The sequence below is a fragment of the Gemmatimonas sp. genome, from assembly GCF_041689975.1.
In the GTDB taxonomy this organism is placed as follows: Bacteria; Gemmatimonadota; Gemmatimonadetes; order Gemmatimonadales; family Gemmatimonadaceae; genus Gemmatimonas.
The window spans coordinates 1-14275 of record NZ_JBDNFF010000174.1 but is presented as its reverse complement, the minus strand read 5'-3'; the positions used below and the strand labels follow the sequence as shown (position 1 = coordinate 14275).

General features: G+C 63.3%; 15 protein-coding genes. 1 reads left to right on the top strand and 14 read right to left on the bottom strand.

Going from position 1 to position 14275, the window contains the following annotated elements:
* Positions 1-4 precede the first annotated feature (4 nt).
* From nuoK to ACESNG_RS11125, 13 genes are all read right to left on the bottom strand, one after another.
* Positions 5-307 carry an NADH-quinone oxidoreductase subunit NuoK gene (gene nuoK / locus ACESNG_RS11185; RefSeq protein WP_373064532.1) on the bottom strand — a complete coding sequence of 101 codons (303 nt, stop codon included), beginning with the start codon at positions 305-307 and terminating at the stop codon, positions 5-7.
* A complete protein-coding gene (locus ACESNG_RS11180) occupies positions 300-779 on the bottom strand; it encodes an NADH-quinone oxidoreductase subunit J (RefSeq protein ID WP_373064534.1) in 480 nt (159 codons plus the stop codon). The genes nuoK and ACESNG_RS11180 overlap by 8 nt, the downstream gene beginning before the upstream one ends.
* An 11-nt stretch (positions 780-790) precedes the next feature.
* Positions 791-1447, bottom strand: coding sequence for a 4Fe-4S binding protein (locus ACESNG_RS11175; RefSeq protein WP_373064536.1), 657 nt, complete (start codon positions 1445-1447; stop codon positions 791-793).
* Positions 1444-2598, bottom strand: coding sequence for an NADH-quinone oxidoreductase subunit H (locus ACESNG_RS11170; protein WP_373064538.1), 1155 nt, complete (start codon positions 2596-2598; stop codon positions 1444-1446). Before ACESNG_RS11170 ends, ACESNG_RS11175 begins: the two co-directional genes overlap by 4 nt.
* Positions 2595-4106, bottom strand: a complete 1512-nt coding sequence (locus ACESNG_RS11165; protein WP_373064540.1) for a 2Fe-2S iron-sulfur cluster-binding protein — start codon at positions 4104-4106, stop codon at positions 2595-2597. The genes ACESNG_RS11170 and ACESNG_RS11165 overlap by 4 nt, the downstream gene beginning before the upstream one ends.
* Positions 4103-5449, bottom strand: a complete 1347-nt coding sequence (gene nuoF / locus ACESNG_RS11160) for an NADH-quinone oxidoreductase subunit NuoF (RefSeq protein WP_373064542.1) — start codon at positions 5447-5449, stop codon at positions 4103-4105. Before nuoF ends, ACESNG_RS11165 begins: the two co-directional genes overlap by 4 nt.
* A complete protein-coding gene (gene nuoE / locus ACESNG_RS11155; RefSeq protein ID WP_373064544.1) occupies positions 5446-5934 on the bottom strand; it encodes an NADH-quinone oxidoreductase subunit NuoE in 489 nt (162 codons plus the stop codon). The genes nuoF and nuoE overlap by 4 nt, the downstream gene beginning before the upstream one ends.
* Positions 5931-7148 (bottom strand): NADH dehydrogenase (quinone) subunit D, encoded by a 1218-nt coding sequence (gene nuoD, locus ACESNG_RS11150; protein WP_373064546.1) that lies wholly within the window; start codon positions 7146-7148, stop codon positions 5931-5933. Before nuoD ends, nuoE begins: the two co-directional genes overlap by 4 nt.
* Complete coding sequence (locus ACESNG_RS11145) at positions 7138-7638, bottom strand: NADH-quinone oxidoreductase subunit C (RefSeq protein WP_373064548.1); 501 nt, start codon at positions 7636-7638, stop codon at positions 7138-7140. Before ACESNG_RS11145 ends, nuoD begins: the two co-directional genes overlap by 11 nt.
* Positions 7639-7640: 2 nt before the next feature.
* A complete protein-coding gene (locus ACESNG_RS11140) occupies positions 7641-8180 on the bottom strand; it encodes an NADH-quinone oxidoreductase subunit B (RefSeq protein WP_373064550.1) in 540 nt (179 codons plus the stop codon).
* 2 nt (positions 8181-8182) lie between these two features.
* Positions 8183-8548 (bottom strand): NADH-quinone oxidoreductase subunit A, encoded by a 366-nt coding sequence (locus ACESNG_RS11135; RefSeq protein ID WP_373064552.1) that lies wholly within the window; start codon positions 8546-8548, stop codon positions 8183-8185.
* Between the two features lie 60 nt (positions 8549-8608).
* A complete protein-coding gene (locus tag ACESNG_RS11130; protein ID WP_373064554.1) occupies positions 8609-11014 on the bottom strand; it encodes a heavy metal translocating P-type ATPase in 2406 nt (801 codons plus the stop codon).
* A 120-nt stretch (positions 11015-11134) separates the two neighbouring features.
* Positions 11135-11344, bottom strand: coding sequence for a heavy-metal-associated domain-containing protein (locus ACESNG_RS11125; RefSeq protein ID WP_373064556.1), 210 nt, complete (start codon positions 11342-11344; stop codon positions 11135-11137).
* A gap of 157 nt (positions 11345-11501) precedes the next feature.
* Between ACESNG_RS11125 and ACESNG_RS11120 the strand changes: the two genes are divergently transcribed.
* Positions 11502-12668, top strand: coding sequence for an FG-GAP repeat domain-containing protein (locus ACESNG_RS11120; protein ID WP_373064558.1), 1167 nt, complete (start codon positions 11502-11504; stop codon positions 12666-12668).
* Positions 12669-13339: 671 nt separating this feature from the next.
* On the opposite strand, the gene ACESNG_RS11115 is transcribed toward ACESNG_RS11120, so the two are convergent.
* Positions 13340-14275: sulfatase-like hydrolase/transferase (locus tag ACESNG_RS11115; protein ID WP_373068988.1), on the bottom strand; the 936-nt coding region annotated here is incomplete at its 5' end.

Here is a 14275-nt window from a genome sequence, read left to right as displayed (position 1 = left end):
CGGCTCAACCCTTGAGATCAGAGTAACGATCGATGTCCATCGAGCGCTTGAAGCGCACGAGCAGCAGGACGATCGGAATGGCCAGCGCGATTTCCGCCGTGGCGACCACGAACACCAGGAACACCAGCACCGCGCCCGCAGCATCGCCGCGCTGCTGCGAGAAGGTGACGAGACTGAGGTTCACGCCGTTCAGCATGAGCTCCATGCACATCAGCATGACCAAGGCATTGCGGCGTACGATCACGCCCAACAGGCCAAGCGAAAAGAGCGCGCCGGAAAGCCAGAGCAGCAGCGTGACTCTATCCATGGGCTCTCCGGCTCACCTTGATCACGGCGAGGGCGGCCACGATCGCCGCTACCAGAAACACCGACGTGAGCTCGAATTCCAGCCAGTACTGTGACAGGAAGGCTGAAGAGAACTGCGTGAGACTGAACGCGGGGGCGCCGGGCGCCGAGAGGACATCGGCGGTGCTACGAAACACGCTGATGCCCAGCACACCGACCAGCGCAGCGAAGGCCGTGACACCGGGCACGAGAAAGCGGGAGTACCGCGTGTTACCCGGAGCCTCACGTACCTCGAGCAGCATGATGACGTACACCATGAACACCATCACCGCGCCCACATAGATCAGCACCTGGAAGGCGGCGATGAAGTGCACCCCCAACAATCCATAAATGCCGCCCAGCATCACCATCGTCGTGATCAGCGCGAGCGCGACGCGCATGGGCTCGCGGATCACCAGCATCAGCGCGGCCGAGATGAGCGCGATGACGCCCATCAGCCCCAGAATCAGTGTGTCGATGACTCGCGTCCTCGCAGGATGCTGTCGCTGACCTTGATCGCGACCGGCTTCGGTGGATACGGCTTGGCCACATCCTGCTTCGGATTCCAGGTCAGCATCTCTTCCATTGTGAGCCACATGTTGTACCGATCGCCCGACACGAGATCGGGCATGTCCGGCTCCATGCGGATCGCATCTTCGGGACAGGCTTCGATGCAGAGGCCGCAGAAGACGCAGCGCGAATAGTCGATCTCGAAGCGGATCGGCGACTTGGGGTGCGCCGGATCATTGATGTCGAACACGGCCTCGATTTCGATCACCTTCGCCGGGCACACGGTCGCGCACATGTTGCACGCGATACACTGTGGTGATCCGTCGGGGCGCTGCGTGAGGATATGCTTGCCGCGGTTGGCCGGCGCGTAGTCGGCACGCTTCTCCTCGGGATAGTACGTGGTGATGGCGCCACGCCTGCCGGTGATCCACTTGCCCATGTTGCGCAGGAAGATGCCGGTGGTAATGGCCAGCCCGCGCAGGATCTCAGGGAGGTACGCCTTCTCCCACCATGTCATGGTGGGCTCGTTCCAGTACTGCTTCCGCTCGTACTTCACGGTGCGCACTGGCGGCTTTACCGGCGCTTTGACGTCCGGCTTGAGAGGCGTCGTCACTTGGCCCCCTCCATGATCCACATAATGACCGCGGTCACCACCAGATTCGCCAGCGACAGCGGCAGCAGCATCTTCCATGCGAACGCCAACATCTGGTCATACCGGAAACGGGGCAGTGACCAGCGAATCTGGATCTGGACCACGCACATCAGGAATACCTTGGCCAGAAATCCGACCATCTGGAGCGGCACCACCAGCCGGTGACTCAGCGCTACCGCATGGCCGCCCGGAAACAGGAAGCCGACGTCGCTCATGAAGGGCAAGTTGTAGCCACCCAGAAACAGCGTAGTGAACAGCGCACCGATAACGGCGATCTGAATGAACTCGGCGAACATGAAGAGGCCCATCTTCATGCCACTGTACTCGGTGTAGTATCCCGTGATCAGCTCCGCCTCCGCCTCGGGCAAATCGAAGGGAATGCGCTTGTTCTCGGCGATCGCCGCCGTGAGAAACAGCAACGCCGCGAAGGGCTGCATGAACACACCCCACTTGGGCAACACCCCCAGCAACACCCCCGATTGCTGCCGCACGATCGCGCCCAGATCGACCGTACCGTACACCAGTATCAGCCCCATGATGGTGAGGGCCATGACCAGTTCGTACGAGATCATCTGCGAGCCGGCCCGCAGTCCACCAAGGAGCGAGAACTTGTTCCCCGAGCTCCAGCCGGCGAGCATCGTGCCGATGATGGTGAGACCACCGAACGCGAACACGATCAGGATGCCGGCGTCGAGCTGCGCGATCTGCAGCGGATACGTGCGTCCACCGAACCACGACGCCAGCGACGGAAACAGCTGCGCCGGATCGAGTGTGCCACCGAACGGGATCACGGCGAACACCAGCAGTACCGGCGCGAACACGATGAACGGTGCCAGGAAGTAGCCCAAGGCGTCGTGCGTGTTCGGCTTGAAGTTCTCCTTGAAGAGCATCTTGAGGCCGTCGGCGATGCCGTGAAAGAGCCCCAGCCACACGAGCTTGATGTTCGTGAACGGAATCTTGATATACGCGCGATTGGCGCCGATCCGATCAGACATCACAGCGGCCTGTTTGCGCTCCACCCACGTGAGCAACCCGCCGAAGCTGAGCAGCATCACGATGGCATAGGTGATGAACACCAGCGAGACGACCAGATCGGGCATGAATACGTTCATGCGCTCGACCCGGCGGCAGTATCGGCTGAGAGCGCAGCGAACAATTCTTCCGCGTGCGCAATGCTCGGCTTCACGGGGAAGCAGGCGTTGAAGGCCGTGACGACGCCCGCAAAGTTCGTATAGTGCCCGCTGCGTTCGGTCTGCACGCTGATCGGGATGAACACGTCGGCGCCCGCGTTGTCAGTGTGCGCGTACGAGCTGAGGCGAATCACCTTCGCGCCAAGCGGGATCAGCGCGCTGTCAAAGCCTTCGCCCCACACCAGGACCAGATCCGTGCTCGCCGGCAGCGCATCACTCCATGAATCACTCATGCGATCAGGGAGCGCCGGATACAACGCCAGGGCCGCCTTGCGATTGGGATTCTTGTCCGGCTTGATGAGCAGGTGATCCTCGATGATCTCACCGGCGATCGGCAGGTGGTCGGCCTTCACGAAGCCCGGCACCCTGTCGCCGAAGGCGGCGTGGAACGCCGACAACTCTTCGTTGGAGCCCCAGCTCGACACGATCGCCACCGGTTTTCGTGCGGTGCCAATAAGCTGCGCTGCCGCGGTCATGGCTGCCGCGAGCTCTACCGCGACACCGCGCTGCATGGCCTGCTCCGCGCGCGGCCGCTCGAACAGATGGGCAAGGTCGCGGGCCTTGTTGCACACCCACAAGCCGTTCACCTCGGGATTCTCGTGTGGCGTGACGCGATCGATGCGCGTATTCATCCGCGGGTCGAGCGCGTTCAACTTCCATTCGTGCTTGCGATGCCACACATCGATGCTGCAGCCACGCTCACACCCCGGGCACACCGACCTGGTAGACTCGAGGTACCACACGCGCGCGTGATCCAGCAGCTCAGTGGAGAGCAGCGCACCCACCGGGCAGAGATCGATCACGTTGTCGGAGTAGACGTCGAGATTGAAATCAGCGTCTTCGGCGGGGCGAATGAGTGCATGGTCACCGCGATTCACGGCCCCCAGCGCTTTCGAGCCCGACACTTCATTCGTGAAGCGGACACAGAGCGTGCACATGATGCAACGCTCGTTGTCCAGCATGATACGGTCGGACAGCGGGAAGAACTTGGTAGCGTGCGTTTTCGGGTCGCGCGACCGCGACGCTGCGCCGTTCAACTCGTAGTGGTAGTCCTGCAGCATGCACTCGCCCGACTTGTTGCAGATCCCGCAGTCGACCGGGTGGTTGAGCGTGATGAACTGCATCGTGTCCTGCCGGAGCGTCTTGATCATCTCCGTATTGGTGAGAACATGCATGCCAGCGGTGACCGGCATGTTGCAGGCGATGTCGAACCACGGATCGCCCGACTCCTGTTCGATCTCCACCATGCAGATGCGGCAGTTGCCGGGCACCGACAACTGCGGATGCCAGCAGAAGTGCGGGATATTCACGCCGTTGGCGCGCGCGGCCTGAATAACGGTCTGACCGTCTTCCGCTTGCATCGCCACGCCATCGATCGCGAAGTCGAGCATCTTCTTCGCCGTCCCCGATGCCACCGCCGCTTCACTCACGACGCCACTCCGACCAAGGCACTCGCGAACGGGTCTTCCACGGTCAGGTTGCCGTCGTACATCGAGCGTCCGTTCGTGATGTAGTACTCGAATTCTTCACGGTAGTGATCCATGATCGCCGAACAGGCGTAGCCCGCCGAGTCGCCGAGACTGCAGATGGTGGTGCCGTCGTTGGCTTGCGAGATCTGATACAGGCGATCGATATCCTCGGGGCGTCCGCCACCGGCGACGATGCGATTCAGAATGCGCTCCATCCATCCCATGCCCTCACGGCACGGTGTACACTGACCGCACGACTCATGGTGATAGAAGCGCTGTATCACCTGCGCCAGACGCACCATGCAGGTGCCCTCGGCCACCGCGATCATGCCGCCCGAGCCCAGCTGCGAACCGGCGGCGACCGCCGAGTTGTGATCGAGCGTCACGCCTTCGATCTCGCTGGCGTTCAGAATCTTGGTGGACACGCCGCCCGGAATGATGCACTTGAGCGCCTTCCCGTTCTGTATGCCACCGCAATCCTCGTAGATGAACTTCGTCCACAAGTAGCCGTACTCCACTTCGTACACGCCCGGTTTGGCGATATGACCGGAGATCGAGATCATCTGTGTGCCCGGGCTCTTGGGCGTGCCCACCTTCTTGAACTCGGCGGCACCGAGGCGCAGGATCACCGGTACGTTGGCCATCGTTTCCACGTTGTTCACGACGGTGGGCTTCTGATACAGCCCCTTCACCGTGAGTCGCGGCGGCCTGTTACGCGGCCAACCCTTCTTTCCCTCGAGGGACGCCAGCATCGCCGACGCTTCACCGCATACGTACGAGCCGGCGCCACGATACAGCACGACATCGAGCGAATACGCGGTACCCAGAATGTTCTCGCCAAGTAATCCGGCCGCGTACGCCTCTTCGATGGCTTCGGCCATCCGACGGTACGCGAGATCGAACTCACCGCGGATGTAGATGAATGCGTGACGTCCCTGCAGTGCGTACGAGCCGATGATGAGCCCTTCGAGCGCCATGTGCGGCACGCACTCCATCAGCCAACGATCCTTGAACGTACCCGGCTCACCTTCGTCGGCATTCATGCACACGTAGTGTGGTTCACCGTCGCCCAATTTCACGACGCCCCACTTCCGTCCGGCCGGGAACGCGGCGCCACCGTGTCCCAGCAGACCCGCCGCGGCGACTTCCTTGGTCACGTCGGTCGGCGACATCTCGCGCAGCGCCTTCTCCAGCGCCTGATACCCGAAGCGCGTACGATACTCGGCCAAGGTGTGCGACGTGTCGGTCACCGGGAAGTTCATGAAGAACTTCGTGCCGGAGAGTCCGGTGTTCACGGTGCTCATGACGTGCTCCCCTTCAACTCGGTGAGCAGCGCGTCCACCGAGGCCGGTGTCAGGTTCTCGAAGAAGGCATCGCCCACCATCATCATCGGCGCCGTGCCGCAGGAGGCGAGGCACTCGACGGTGGTCAGCGTGAACTGCCTATCGGTGGTCGTCTCACCCGGCTTGATGCCCAGTCGTGCAGAGAGGTGTTTTACCAGTCCTTCGGCGCCACGCATCGAGCAGCTCACGTTGTGGCACACCTGAATGTGGTGCGTACCGAGCGGCTTGCGCGTGAACTGCGTGTAGAACGCCACCACTTCATCGATCTGCGTGCGCGGCACGCCGAGGTAGGCCGTGAGATCGGCGATGTCTTCGTCGGCGATGTAGCCACGCTCTTCCTGAATGCGACGGAGCGCGGGGATCGAGAGCGAACCTTCGAAGCCGGCCGGATAACGACGCTTCCACACTTCGAACTCGGGGATGAGGCGCTGTACCAGACCGGTCATCGATCGCACTCCCCACCGATCATGTTCACCGAACCGAACGTCGTGACGATATCGGCCAGCTGATAGCCGTCGAGCATGCGATGTACACCGCCCATGTGGACGAAGCTGGGTGACCGCACGTGCACCTTGTGCGGCGTACCACCACCAGTGCTCACGAGGAAGAATCCGAGTTCGCCATTGGGCGCTTCGTGCGCCACGTAGATCTCGCCCGCCGGCACTGACGGGCCTTCCATGACGAGCTTGAAGTGGTTGATCAACGATTCGATCTCGTTGTACACCAGCGTCTTCTCCGGGAACACGCAACGACGATCATCAACATTGATCGGACCCTCGGGCATCATGTCCATGAGCTGACGCATCATGTACACCGACTCGTCCATCTCGCGCATACGCACGAAGTAACGATCGTAGTTGTCGCCGTTGATGCCCACGGGCACGTCGAAATCGAGTTCGGCGTACGCCAGATACGGCGTGTCCTTGCGCAGGTCGCGCGGCACGCCGGTGGAGCGCAGGATCACACCGGTGAAACCCCAGTGCAGCGCGTCGGCAGTGTTGATCGTGCCCACGTTGCGCAGCCGATCGATGAAGATGCGGTTGCGGTCCACCAGGCCATGTACGCGCGCGATGTACGTCTCGTACTCGGCCAGGATTTCGTGCAGGCGGGTGAACCAGCCATCGGGCACATCATTCGCCAGCCCGCCGATGCGACCGTACGAGTAGGTCACGCGCGCGCCCGTGAGCGCGGCGAGATGCTCGTACATGAAGTCGCGCACGGTGACCAGGTACAGGAACGCGGTCATCGCGCCGAGCTCCATGAGGCTCGCTGCGATGCATGTGAGGTGGTCGGTGATGCGCATGTACTCGGAGAGCAGCGTGCGCAGATACTTCGTGCGCGGCGTAATCTCGATGCCCATCATCTGTTCCACGCCATCGCAGTACGCAAAGTCGTTGATCAGGGCCGAACAGTAGTTGAGGCGATCGACATACGGGATGAGGTTGTGCCAGGTGTGATCCTCGCACTCCTTCTCGAAGCCGCGATGCAGATAGCCGCAGTGCACGTCGGTACGCAGCACCTTTTCGCCATCGAGTTCGGCGATGATCTGCACCGTGCCGTGGGTGGCGGGGTGCGACGGGCCGATGTTGACGATGACCGTGTCGTCGCGCTCGTGGGTGGTGAAGGCCGAGCGGACCGGATTCGGGATGCTAGCGGACAAGGGTCCCCTGCGGCGGTCGGTAGGGGACCAGCGGCTGCTCCAGCTGCTTGGGGTAGTCCTTGCGCAGGGGATGTCCCGAAAAGCCCTCGTACAGCAGAATCGGACGCAGGTCGTCGTTACCGCGGAATACGATGCCGTACATGTCGTGGCACTCGCGCTCCATGTAGCCGGCCGATCCGTACAGCGGTTTCAGCGTGTCTACCGTGGGATCGCTTGCACTCACGCGCGTTTTCAATCGCACGCGCACTTTGTGCGTGGTCGAATAAAAATGGTGCACGACTTCGAAGCGCAGCGGCGCATCGGGCCAGTCGATGGCGGTGACATCGAGAAACAGGTCGAAGGCGAACTCCGACTCGAGACGGGTCACCACGGCCAACAGCGCGGCCGGCTCGAGGTGCAACACCAGCACGCCATGTTGCACGCCGTGTGACTCTACGCCGGTGCCCGGTGCCAACTGGGTCGCGACGAGATCGAGGATCGACGTGGTCACGATCAGAACGACTCGTTCACGATGAGATGCTTGCCGTGGGCGATCTTTTCCTGCAGCTGCATGATGCCGTCGATCACCATCTCGGGGCGCGGCGGGCAGCCCGGCACGTACACGTCGACGGGAATGATGCGGTCGATGCCGGGGAGCGACGCATAGTTCTGATAGAATCCGCCCGATGTGGCGCAGACGCCGAAGGCCATCACCCACTTCGGCTCGCACATCTGCTCGTACACCTTGAGCAGGATCGGCGCCTGCTTCTGCGTAACCGTGCCGACGACCATGAGCAGGTCGGCCTGACGCGGAGAGAAGCGGGGGAGGGCGGCGCCGAATCGGTCGGTGTCGTAGGCCGACGCGCTGACGGCCATGAACTCCATGGCGCAGCAGGCGGTCACGAACGGATACGGAAACAGCGAGAACTTGCGCGCCCAGCCCACCAGTTCGTCCTTGCGCGTGGTGAGGTACTCGAACGACGCATGCTTGGTGTGGGTGGGCGCGGCCGGGGCAGCCCCGGCGTCCACGATGGGAAGCGGTTTTCCGTACATGATTACTCCGTCACCGCTTCCAGGATGCGCGCCTTGTAGACGTACAGCAGGCTGATGACCAGCAGAAAGATGAACAGCGCCAGCGTGAACATCAGGAACCCCGAGAGCGGCCTGGCGCCAAGGGCCCAGATGAACAGGAACATCGTCTCGAGGTCGAACAGGATGAAGATGATGGCCACCGCGTAGTACTTGATCGGCACCGCCTTCACGTTCACGATATCCACGGGCGTCGCACCGCATTCGAAGGGCTCGAATTTGGTGCTCGTCATCGCCGGTTTGGGACCGAGCCACGCGTTCAGTGTGAGCACGAGTCCCAGAAATCCGACAATCGCCAGCAGATACAGCAAAAAGTTGACGTACGGGCTCATCGTGTGGAAACTAGCGACTTGGGACACCTTGCGCCTAATTCCCGCCCCATGCTGGCAGAGCTACGCAGGAAGGGCCGAAGCGAACCGCCGGAGCCGCAGACTGTTCGACACTACACTGACCGAGCTGAAGGCCATGGCCGCACTGGCCAAAATAGGGCTGAGCAGCAAACCGAAGGCAGGATACAGCACACCCGCCGCCACCGGAATGCCGATCACGTTGTAAATGAACGCCCAGAACAGATTCTGCTTGATCGTGCGCATGGTGCGTCGCGAGAGCGCGATCGCCTGGGCTGCGGTGCGCAGATCGCCGCGCATGAGCACAATGTCGCCCGCCTCGATGGCGACATCGGTGCCGGTGCCGATCGCCATGCCGACATCGGCCTGCGCCAGCGCCGGGGCGTCGTTCACGCCGTCGCCGACCATCGCCACCACGCGGCCCAATGACTGCAGCCGCACGATCTCCGCCACCTTGCCGGCCGGAAGCACCCCGGCCACCACGCGATCCACGCCAGCCAGGCGTGCCACCGCGTTGGCCGTGCGCTCGTTGTCGCCGGTCAGCATCACGACATCGAGCCCCATCGCGTGCAACTGGGTAATCGCCGCGCGCGAACTCTCCTTGATCGGATCGGCCACCGCAATCAGCCCGGCGAGTACGCCATCGACCGCCACGAACATCGGCGTCTTGCCGTCGTTGGCGAGCCGATCGACATCGGCCTGCAGCGATGCCGTGTTCACCGAATAGTCAGCCAACAAGGCGGCGTTGCCGACGGCGACCGCGTAGTCGACACCGCCGTCTTGCACCACGCCGATCGCGCCACGTCCGGTGTGCGATTCGAAGGCGGCGGGCTCCACGATGGATAGACCGCGCGCCCGTGCGTCGCGCACAATGGCGTCGGCCAAGGGGTGCTCACTGCGTGATTCGAGCGAGGCCACCAGCTGTAGCAGTGCATCCTCGCGCTGTACAAACTTGCCCTCGGGTGCCACGACGATATCGGTCACCGTTGGCTTGCCCTCGGTTACGGTGCCGGTTTTGTCGAGCACCACGGTGTTCAGATCACCGGCGCGCTGCAGTGCCTCGCCGCCCTTGATGAGCACACCGAGCTCGGCCCCTTTGCCCGTGGCCACCATCACCGCGGTCGGCACGGCGAGCCCCATGGCACACGGGCAGGCGATGATCAGCACCGCCACCGATGCCGCAAACGCGCGCACCGCTGGCGCCTGCTCGGCGGTGATAAACCAGACCACGAACGTGACGACCGCAAGCGACAGCACGATCGGCACGAAGATACCGGAAATTCGGTCGGCCAGCCGCTGGATCGGGGCGCGTGAGCTCTGCGCGTCGCGCATGAGCTGCACGATCTGCGCGAGCACACTGTCGCCGCCGAGTGTGGTAGCGCGAAAGCGGAAGGCACCGGTGGCGTTGATGGTGCCACCGATCACGCGGTCGCCCACGGCTTTCGACACCGGCATCGATTCGCCGGTCAGCATGCTCTCGTCGACCGAGCTGCTGCCGGCGAGAATGGCCCCGTCTACGGGAATCCGCTCGCCGGGACGCACGATCACGGTGTCGCCGGCGATCACCGATTCCACTGGCACGTCGAGTTCCATGTTGTCGCGCAGCACGCGTGCCGTTTTGGGCTGCAGGTGCACGAGGGCGCGCAACGCCGACGATGTGCGCTGCTTGGCGCGCGCCTCGAACATGTTGCCGGTGAGAATCAGCGCAATGATGAGCACGACCGCTTCGTAGTACACATCGGGTGCCACGCCTCGACTCACAAAAAAGTCGGGCGCCACCGTCGCCACCACTGAATACAGAAACGCGGCGCCGGTGCCGACGGCCACGAGCGTGTTCATGTCGGCGGCGTGATGCCGGAAAGCCGCCCACGCCTGCGTATAGAAATGACGGCCGGCCCATGTCATCACGCCGAGCGTGAGCGCGAGCAGGAGCCAAGTGGTGACGCGCGGATCGATGGCGTACAGGAACGGCGCCACGCGGCGCAACGCGGGATCGAGCACCGTCATGGTCCAGCGCATGAACGGATCACCGACATTCGATGCGCCGCCGTGCGCGTGCATCGAGGCCGCCAGCTGGCTCATGAGCGGCATCGAGATGATCATGGCGAACAGGCCCGCGATGCCACTCACGATCGCTTTGCGGCGTAGGGTGAGATACTCGGTGGCCGCATCGTCGTCGCGCGCCTCCTGTTCCTGCAGCGCCGTCTGGTCGGGGGCCGCGAGCGACGCGCCGTAGCCTACGTCGCGGATCACCTCCACGAGGGCCTCGGGCGACGTCGCGGCCGGGTCGAAGGTGATGGTGGCGTCGTTGAGAATCAGGTTCACGGTCGCGTCGTCCACCCCCGACTGCTTCTGCAGCGTGCGCTGTATGCGCGACTGACAGGCGGCGCACGTCATCCCCGTGACCGGGATGCGGATCGTGCGGTGCTCGGCGGTCATGGTCGTGGTCACGGCGCGTCTTTCGAAGGCGTGGTCTTGCCGGCCAGAAAGAAGTACCAGTTGATCCACCCAATAAGAGCCACGCCGCCGATCGCGACGAGCCACTCGATGCGGCTCATGACGGCCCCGGAATCAGGAGGCGGATACCACGTGGTAGCCTTCTTCTTCGACGGACCTGGCGATATTCGCCGGCGTGGTCGCGTTGGGATCGTAGGCCACCGAAGCCGTGCCGATCGTGACTTGATCAACCGTGACGCCGGCCACGCCCTCGAGCGCGCGTTTGACGCCAGCCACGCAATGGCCGCACGTCATGCCGGTGATCTGCATGGTGAGGTTTTCCATCTGTCTTCCTCATGAACTGGTGAACAGCGACGTGTTCGACCGCCGTATCCTGAAATATATATACCCCCTCCCCCTATTGCAAGGCGGACTAGTTGGCCAGCTCGCAAGCGGGCCTCGGTCTGCTGGCGACTGAGGGCATCGCACCGCAGGTTGTGGCATGCGCACATTGTGTACCGCTGCCACTCTCCTCGCGTTGACATGGCCCTTTGCCGCCGCGCGCGCCCAGGCACCGCTGCCGCGGTTCGAACGCGTGCTGCTGCTGGAAACCACGGCTGAAACGTCGGCCAACGCCAGCATCGGTGACGTGAACGGCGACGGCAAGCCGGACATCGTGCTCGCCAAGGGGCGCCATTGGCCGTTGGTAGACCGGGTCCTTCTGGGAGACGGCAAAGGCGGCTTCGCGCCAGCGTACGACCTGGGCGCGGCTTCCGACCGGTCGTACGCGGCTCGGTTGGTCGATCTCGATGGCGACGGTGATCTCGACGTCGTGCTCAGCAACGACCGTCCGGATCCGAAGGTCGTGTATCTCAACGACGGCACGGGGCACTTCACGGTCGGCTCCACGTTCGGCAAGGCCGAATGGCCCACGCGGAACGCGAGTGTGGCCGATGTGAACGGCGACGGGTTGCCGGACATCATCGTGGCGAACCGATACGGTAAGAACCCCGGTGGCAACTACCTCTGCCTGAATCGCGGCGCCGGCCGGTTCGACGATCAGTGCGTGCGCTTTTCGCGGGAGTCGGCCACGACGATCACACCGGCCGACGTGAACCGCGACGGCCTCATCGATCTCATCGTTCCGCACCGCGATGGTGGACAGAGCATGGTGTATTTGCAGCAGCGGGGGACCGGACCCGAGCCGGTATTCAACGGCGTCCCGTTCGGTCCGGCCGACGCGGCGGTCCGCGCGTCCGAGGCGGGTGACTTCAACGGCGACGGCTTGGTGGATCTGGTGGCCATCGATGAGGCCAGCGGGCTCTCGCTGTACGCCGGTACGCGCGAGGGTGGCTTTGCCGCTGGGGTGTCGCTCGGCAAGGAGAAGTCGGCGCCGTACGCGCTGGCCGTGGGCGATCTGAACGCCGATGGGGTGACCGACGTGGTGGTGGGCTACGTGGAGGCGCCGTCGGTGGCGTACATGCACACGGGCGCGACGTTCACGCCGGTGTATTTCGGCGACGGCAAAGGCACTGTGTACGGCTTCGCGATCGGTGACGTGGACATGGACGGCCAGGTCGATATCGCCGCGGGGCGCTCGGAGGCGCCGAATGTGCTGTACTTCGGAAAACGGGGCTCGGGGAAGCCCGCTGGCAAAGACCTCAGGTAATTGTTCGCGCAGTTCTTCGCGTGCCTTCGCGCTCTTCGCGCGAACTGCGGTACTTTCGGCTGCTGCGGAGCGGTCGGACAGGCGGCAGGTTGTCGTCGGTTGGACGCGACATGGCAGCGGTCATGTGCGGTGAGGCAACACCGCGGGCGTTTGGGCCGAGATTCACCAACACGTAACCCAGAAGCGCCACGTGTTGTTGACCGGTCCTCTGCGTGCTCTGCGCCTCCGCGTCCTCTGCGTGATCCGTTCAGCAGATTGTCCGTCGACGCGTGATCCGTTCAGCGGCAGATCACGACCGGCGATGCTCGGATCGATCGAGAACTGATTACGCAGAGAAACGGAGAACGCAGAGGCGCAGAGGGCTCTTCCCGATAGGTCGCTACACAATGGCCACCCGTATTTATCTGGTGCGTTGGGATTTCGTATAAGTGAATCTCGGCCGGCACGACGCGGATTGGAGCCGCGCGCGACGACGGAGTACCGCGCGTTAGTTTTCAGGTGGTTGTCGTTGATCCGCGGCATGTCAGCGGTCATGTTCGGTGAGGAAACGCAGCGGGCCGTTGGACCGAGGGTCACCCACACGAAACCCCGAAGAGCCAGGTAATTGCTCGCGCGAAGCTCGCGGAGGGCGCGGAGCACGCGAAGAACTGCGAAACGGTCGCGCCGCCTGCCTACTTCCGCGCGCTCCGTTTCGCTTCGGCATCCACGTCGGCTTCCCACGCGGCCAGTAACGCCCGCAGTTCGCGCACGATCGCCGGGTTGCTCGCCGCCACATCGTGTCGCTCGCCGATGTCGCGCGGTAAGTCGAACAGCAGCAAGTCGTCGCCGTCTACCAGCAGCTTCCAGCGCCCACGACGCACCGCACGCTGCACACGTTCACGCGTGTCGATACGCCAGAAGAGTGGGCGTTCGGCCAGCGCTGCGGCGTCGGTGCGACCCGCTGGTGTGCGACCGGCAAGCAGCGGCACGAAGTAACGCCCTTCGAAGCTGCCCGGAATTGCCGCGCCGGCGGTGGCGCGCACGGTGAGGGTGAGGTCCATCGTGATGCCGGGTGTGCTGGCGGAGCGACCGGCCGGCAACACTGACGGCCACCAGAAAATCGCGGGCACGCGGATGCCACCTTCCCAGAGCGTGTCCTTACGATGAAACAGGGGTGCGTTGTTCGACAGCCACTCGCCGCCGTTGTCGTTGGTGAAGATCACGAGCGTGTTCTTGTCGAGTCCGCGCTTGTGGAGCGCGGCCATGATAGTGCCGACGCCACCGTCAGCGTGTTCGAGCATCGCGATGTAGTCGGCGCGTGTCGCGGGAATGGAGTCGCCGGGTCCCTGAAAGCGCCCGTTGTTCGCGGCGCGCGTGGGTTGGCCGGGACGCTGAAAGGGCCAGTGCGCCGCGTTGTACGCGACCTCGAGAAAAAACGGTGCGGCGGCATTGTTCTCGATGAAGCGCACGGCACGCGATGTGATCAGATCGGTCATGTAACCGGTGTCGCTCACGGGCACGCCGTTCTCGTTCAAGTCGTGCAAGCCATCGCCGCCGCGCGTGTGCGTGTAGAAGTCGATGTATCCGGCAAGAAAACCGTAGAAGTAGTCGAAGCCGTGCGCGTTGGG

What these genes read in the sequence shown, in the direction of transcription:
- nuoK (WP_373064532.1), bottom strand. Translation starts at nt 307, where the DNA reads ATGGATAGAGTCACGCTGCTGCTCTGGCTTTCCGGCGCGCTCTTTTCG.
- ACESNG_RS11180 (WP_373064534.1), bottom strand. Translation starts at nt 779, where the DNA reads ATGGGCGTCATCGCGCTCATCTCGGCCGCGCTGATGCTGGTGATCCGC.
- ACESNG_RS11170 (WP_373064538.1), bottom strand. Translation starts at nt 2,598, where the DNA reads ATGAACGTATTCATGCCCGATCTGGTCGTCTCGCTGGTGTTCATCACC.
- nuoF (WP_373064542.1), bottom strand. Translation starts at nt 5,449, where the DNA reads ATGAGCACCGTGAACACCGGACTCTCCGGCACGAAGTTCTTCATGAAC.
- nuoE (WP_373064544.1), bottom strand. Translation starts at nt 5,934, where the DNA reads ATGACCGGTCTGGTACAGCGCCTCATCCCCGAGTTCGAAGTGTGGAAG.
- ACESNG_RS11140 (WP_373064550.1), bottom strand. Translation starts at nt 8,180, where the DNA reads ATGTACGGAAAACCGCTTCCCATCGTGGACGCCGGGGCTGCCCCGGCC.
- ACESNG_RS11135 (WP_373064552.1), bottom strand. Translation starts at nt 8,548, where the DNA reads ATGAGCCCGTACGTCAACTTTTTGCTGTATCTGCTGGCGATTGTCGGA.
- ACESNG_RS11125 (WP_373064556.1), bottom strand. Translation starts at nt 11,344, where the DNA reads ATGGAAAACCTCACCATGCAGATCACCGGCATGACGTGCGGCCATTGC.
- ACESNG_RS11120 (WP_373064558.1), top strand. Translation starts at nt 11,502, where the DNA reads ATGCGCACATTGTGTACCGCTGCCACTCTCCTCGCGTTGACATGGCCC.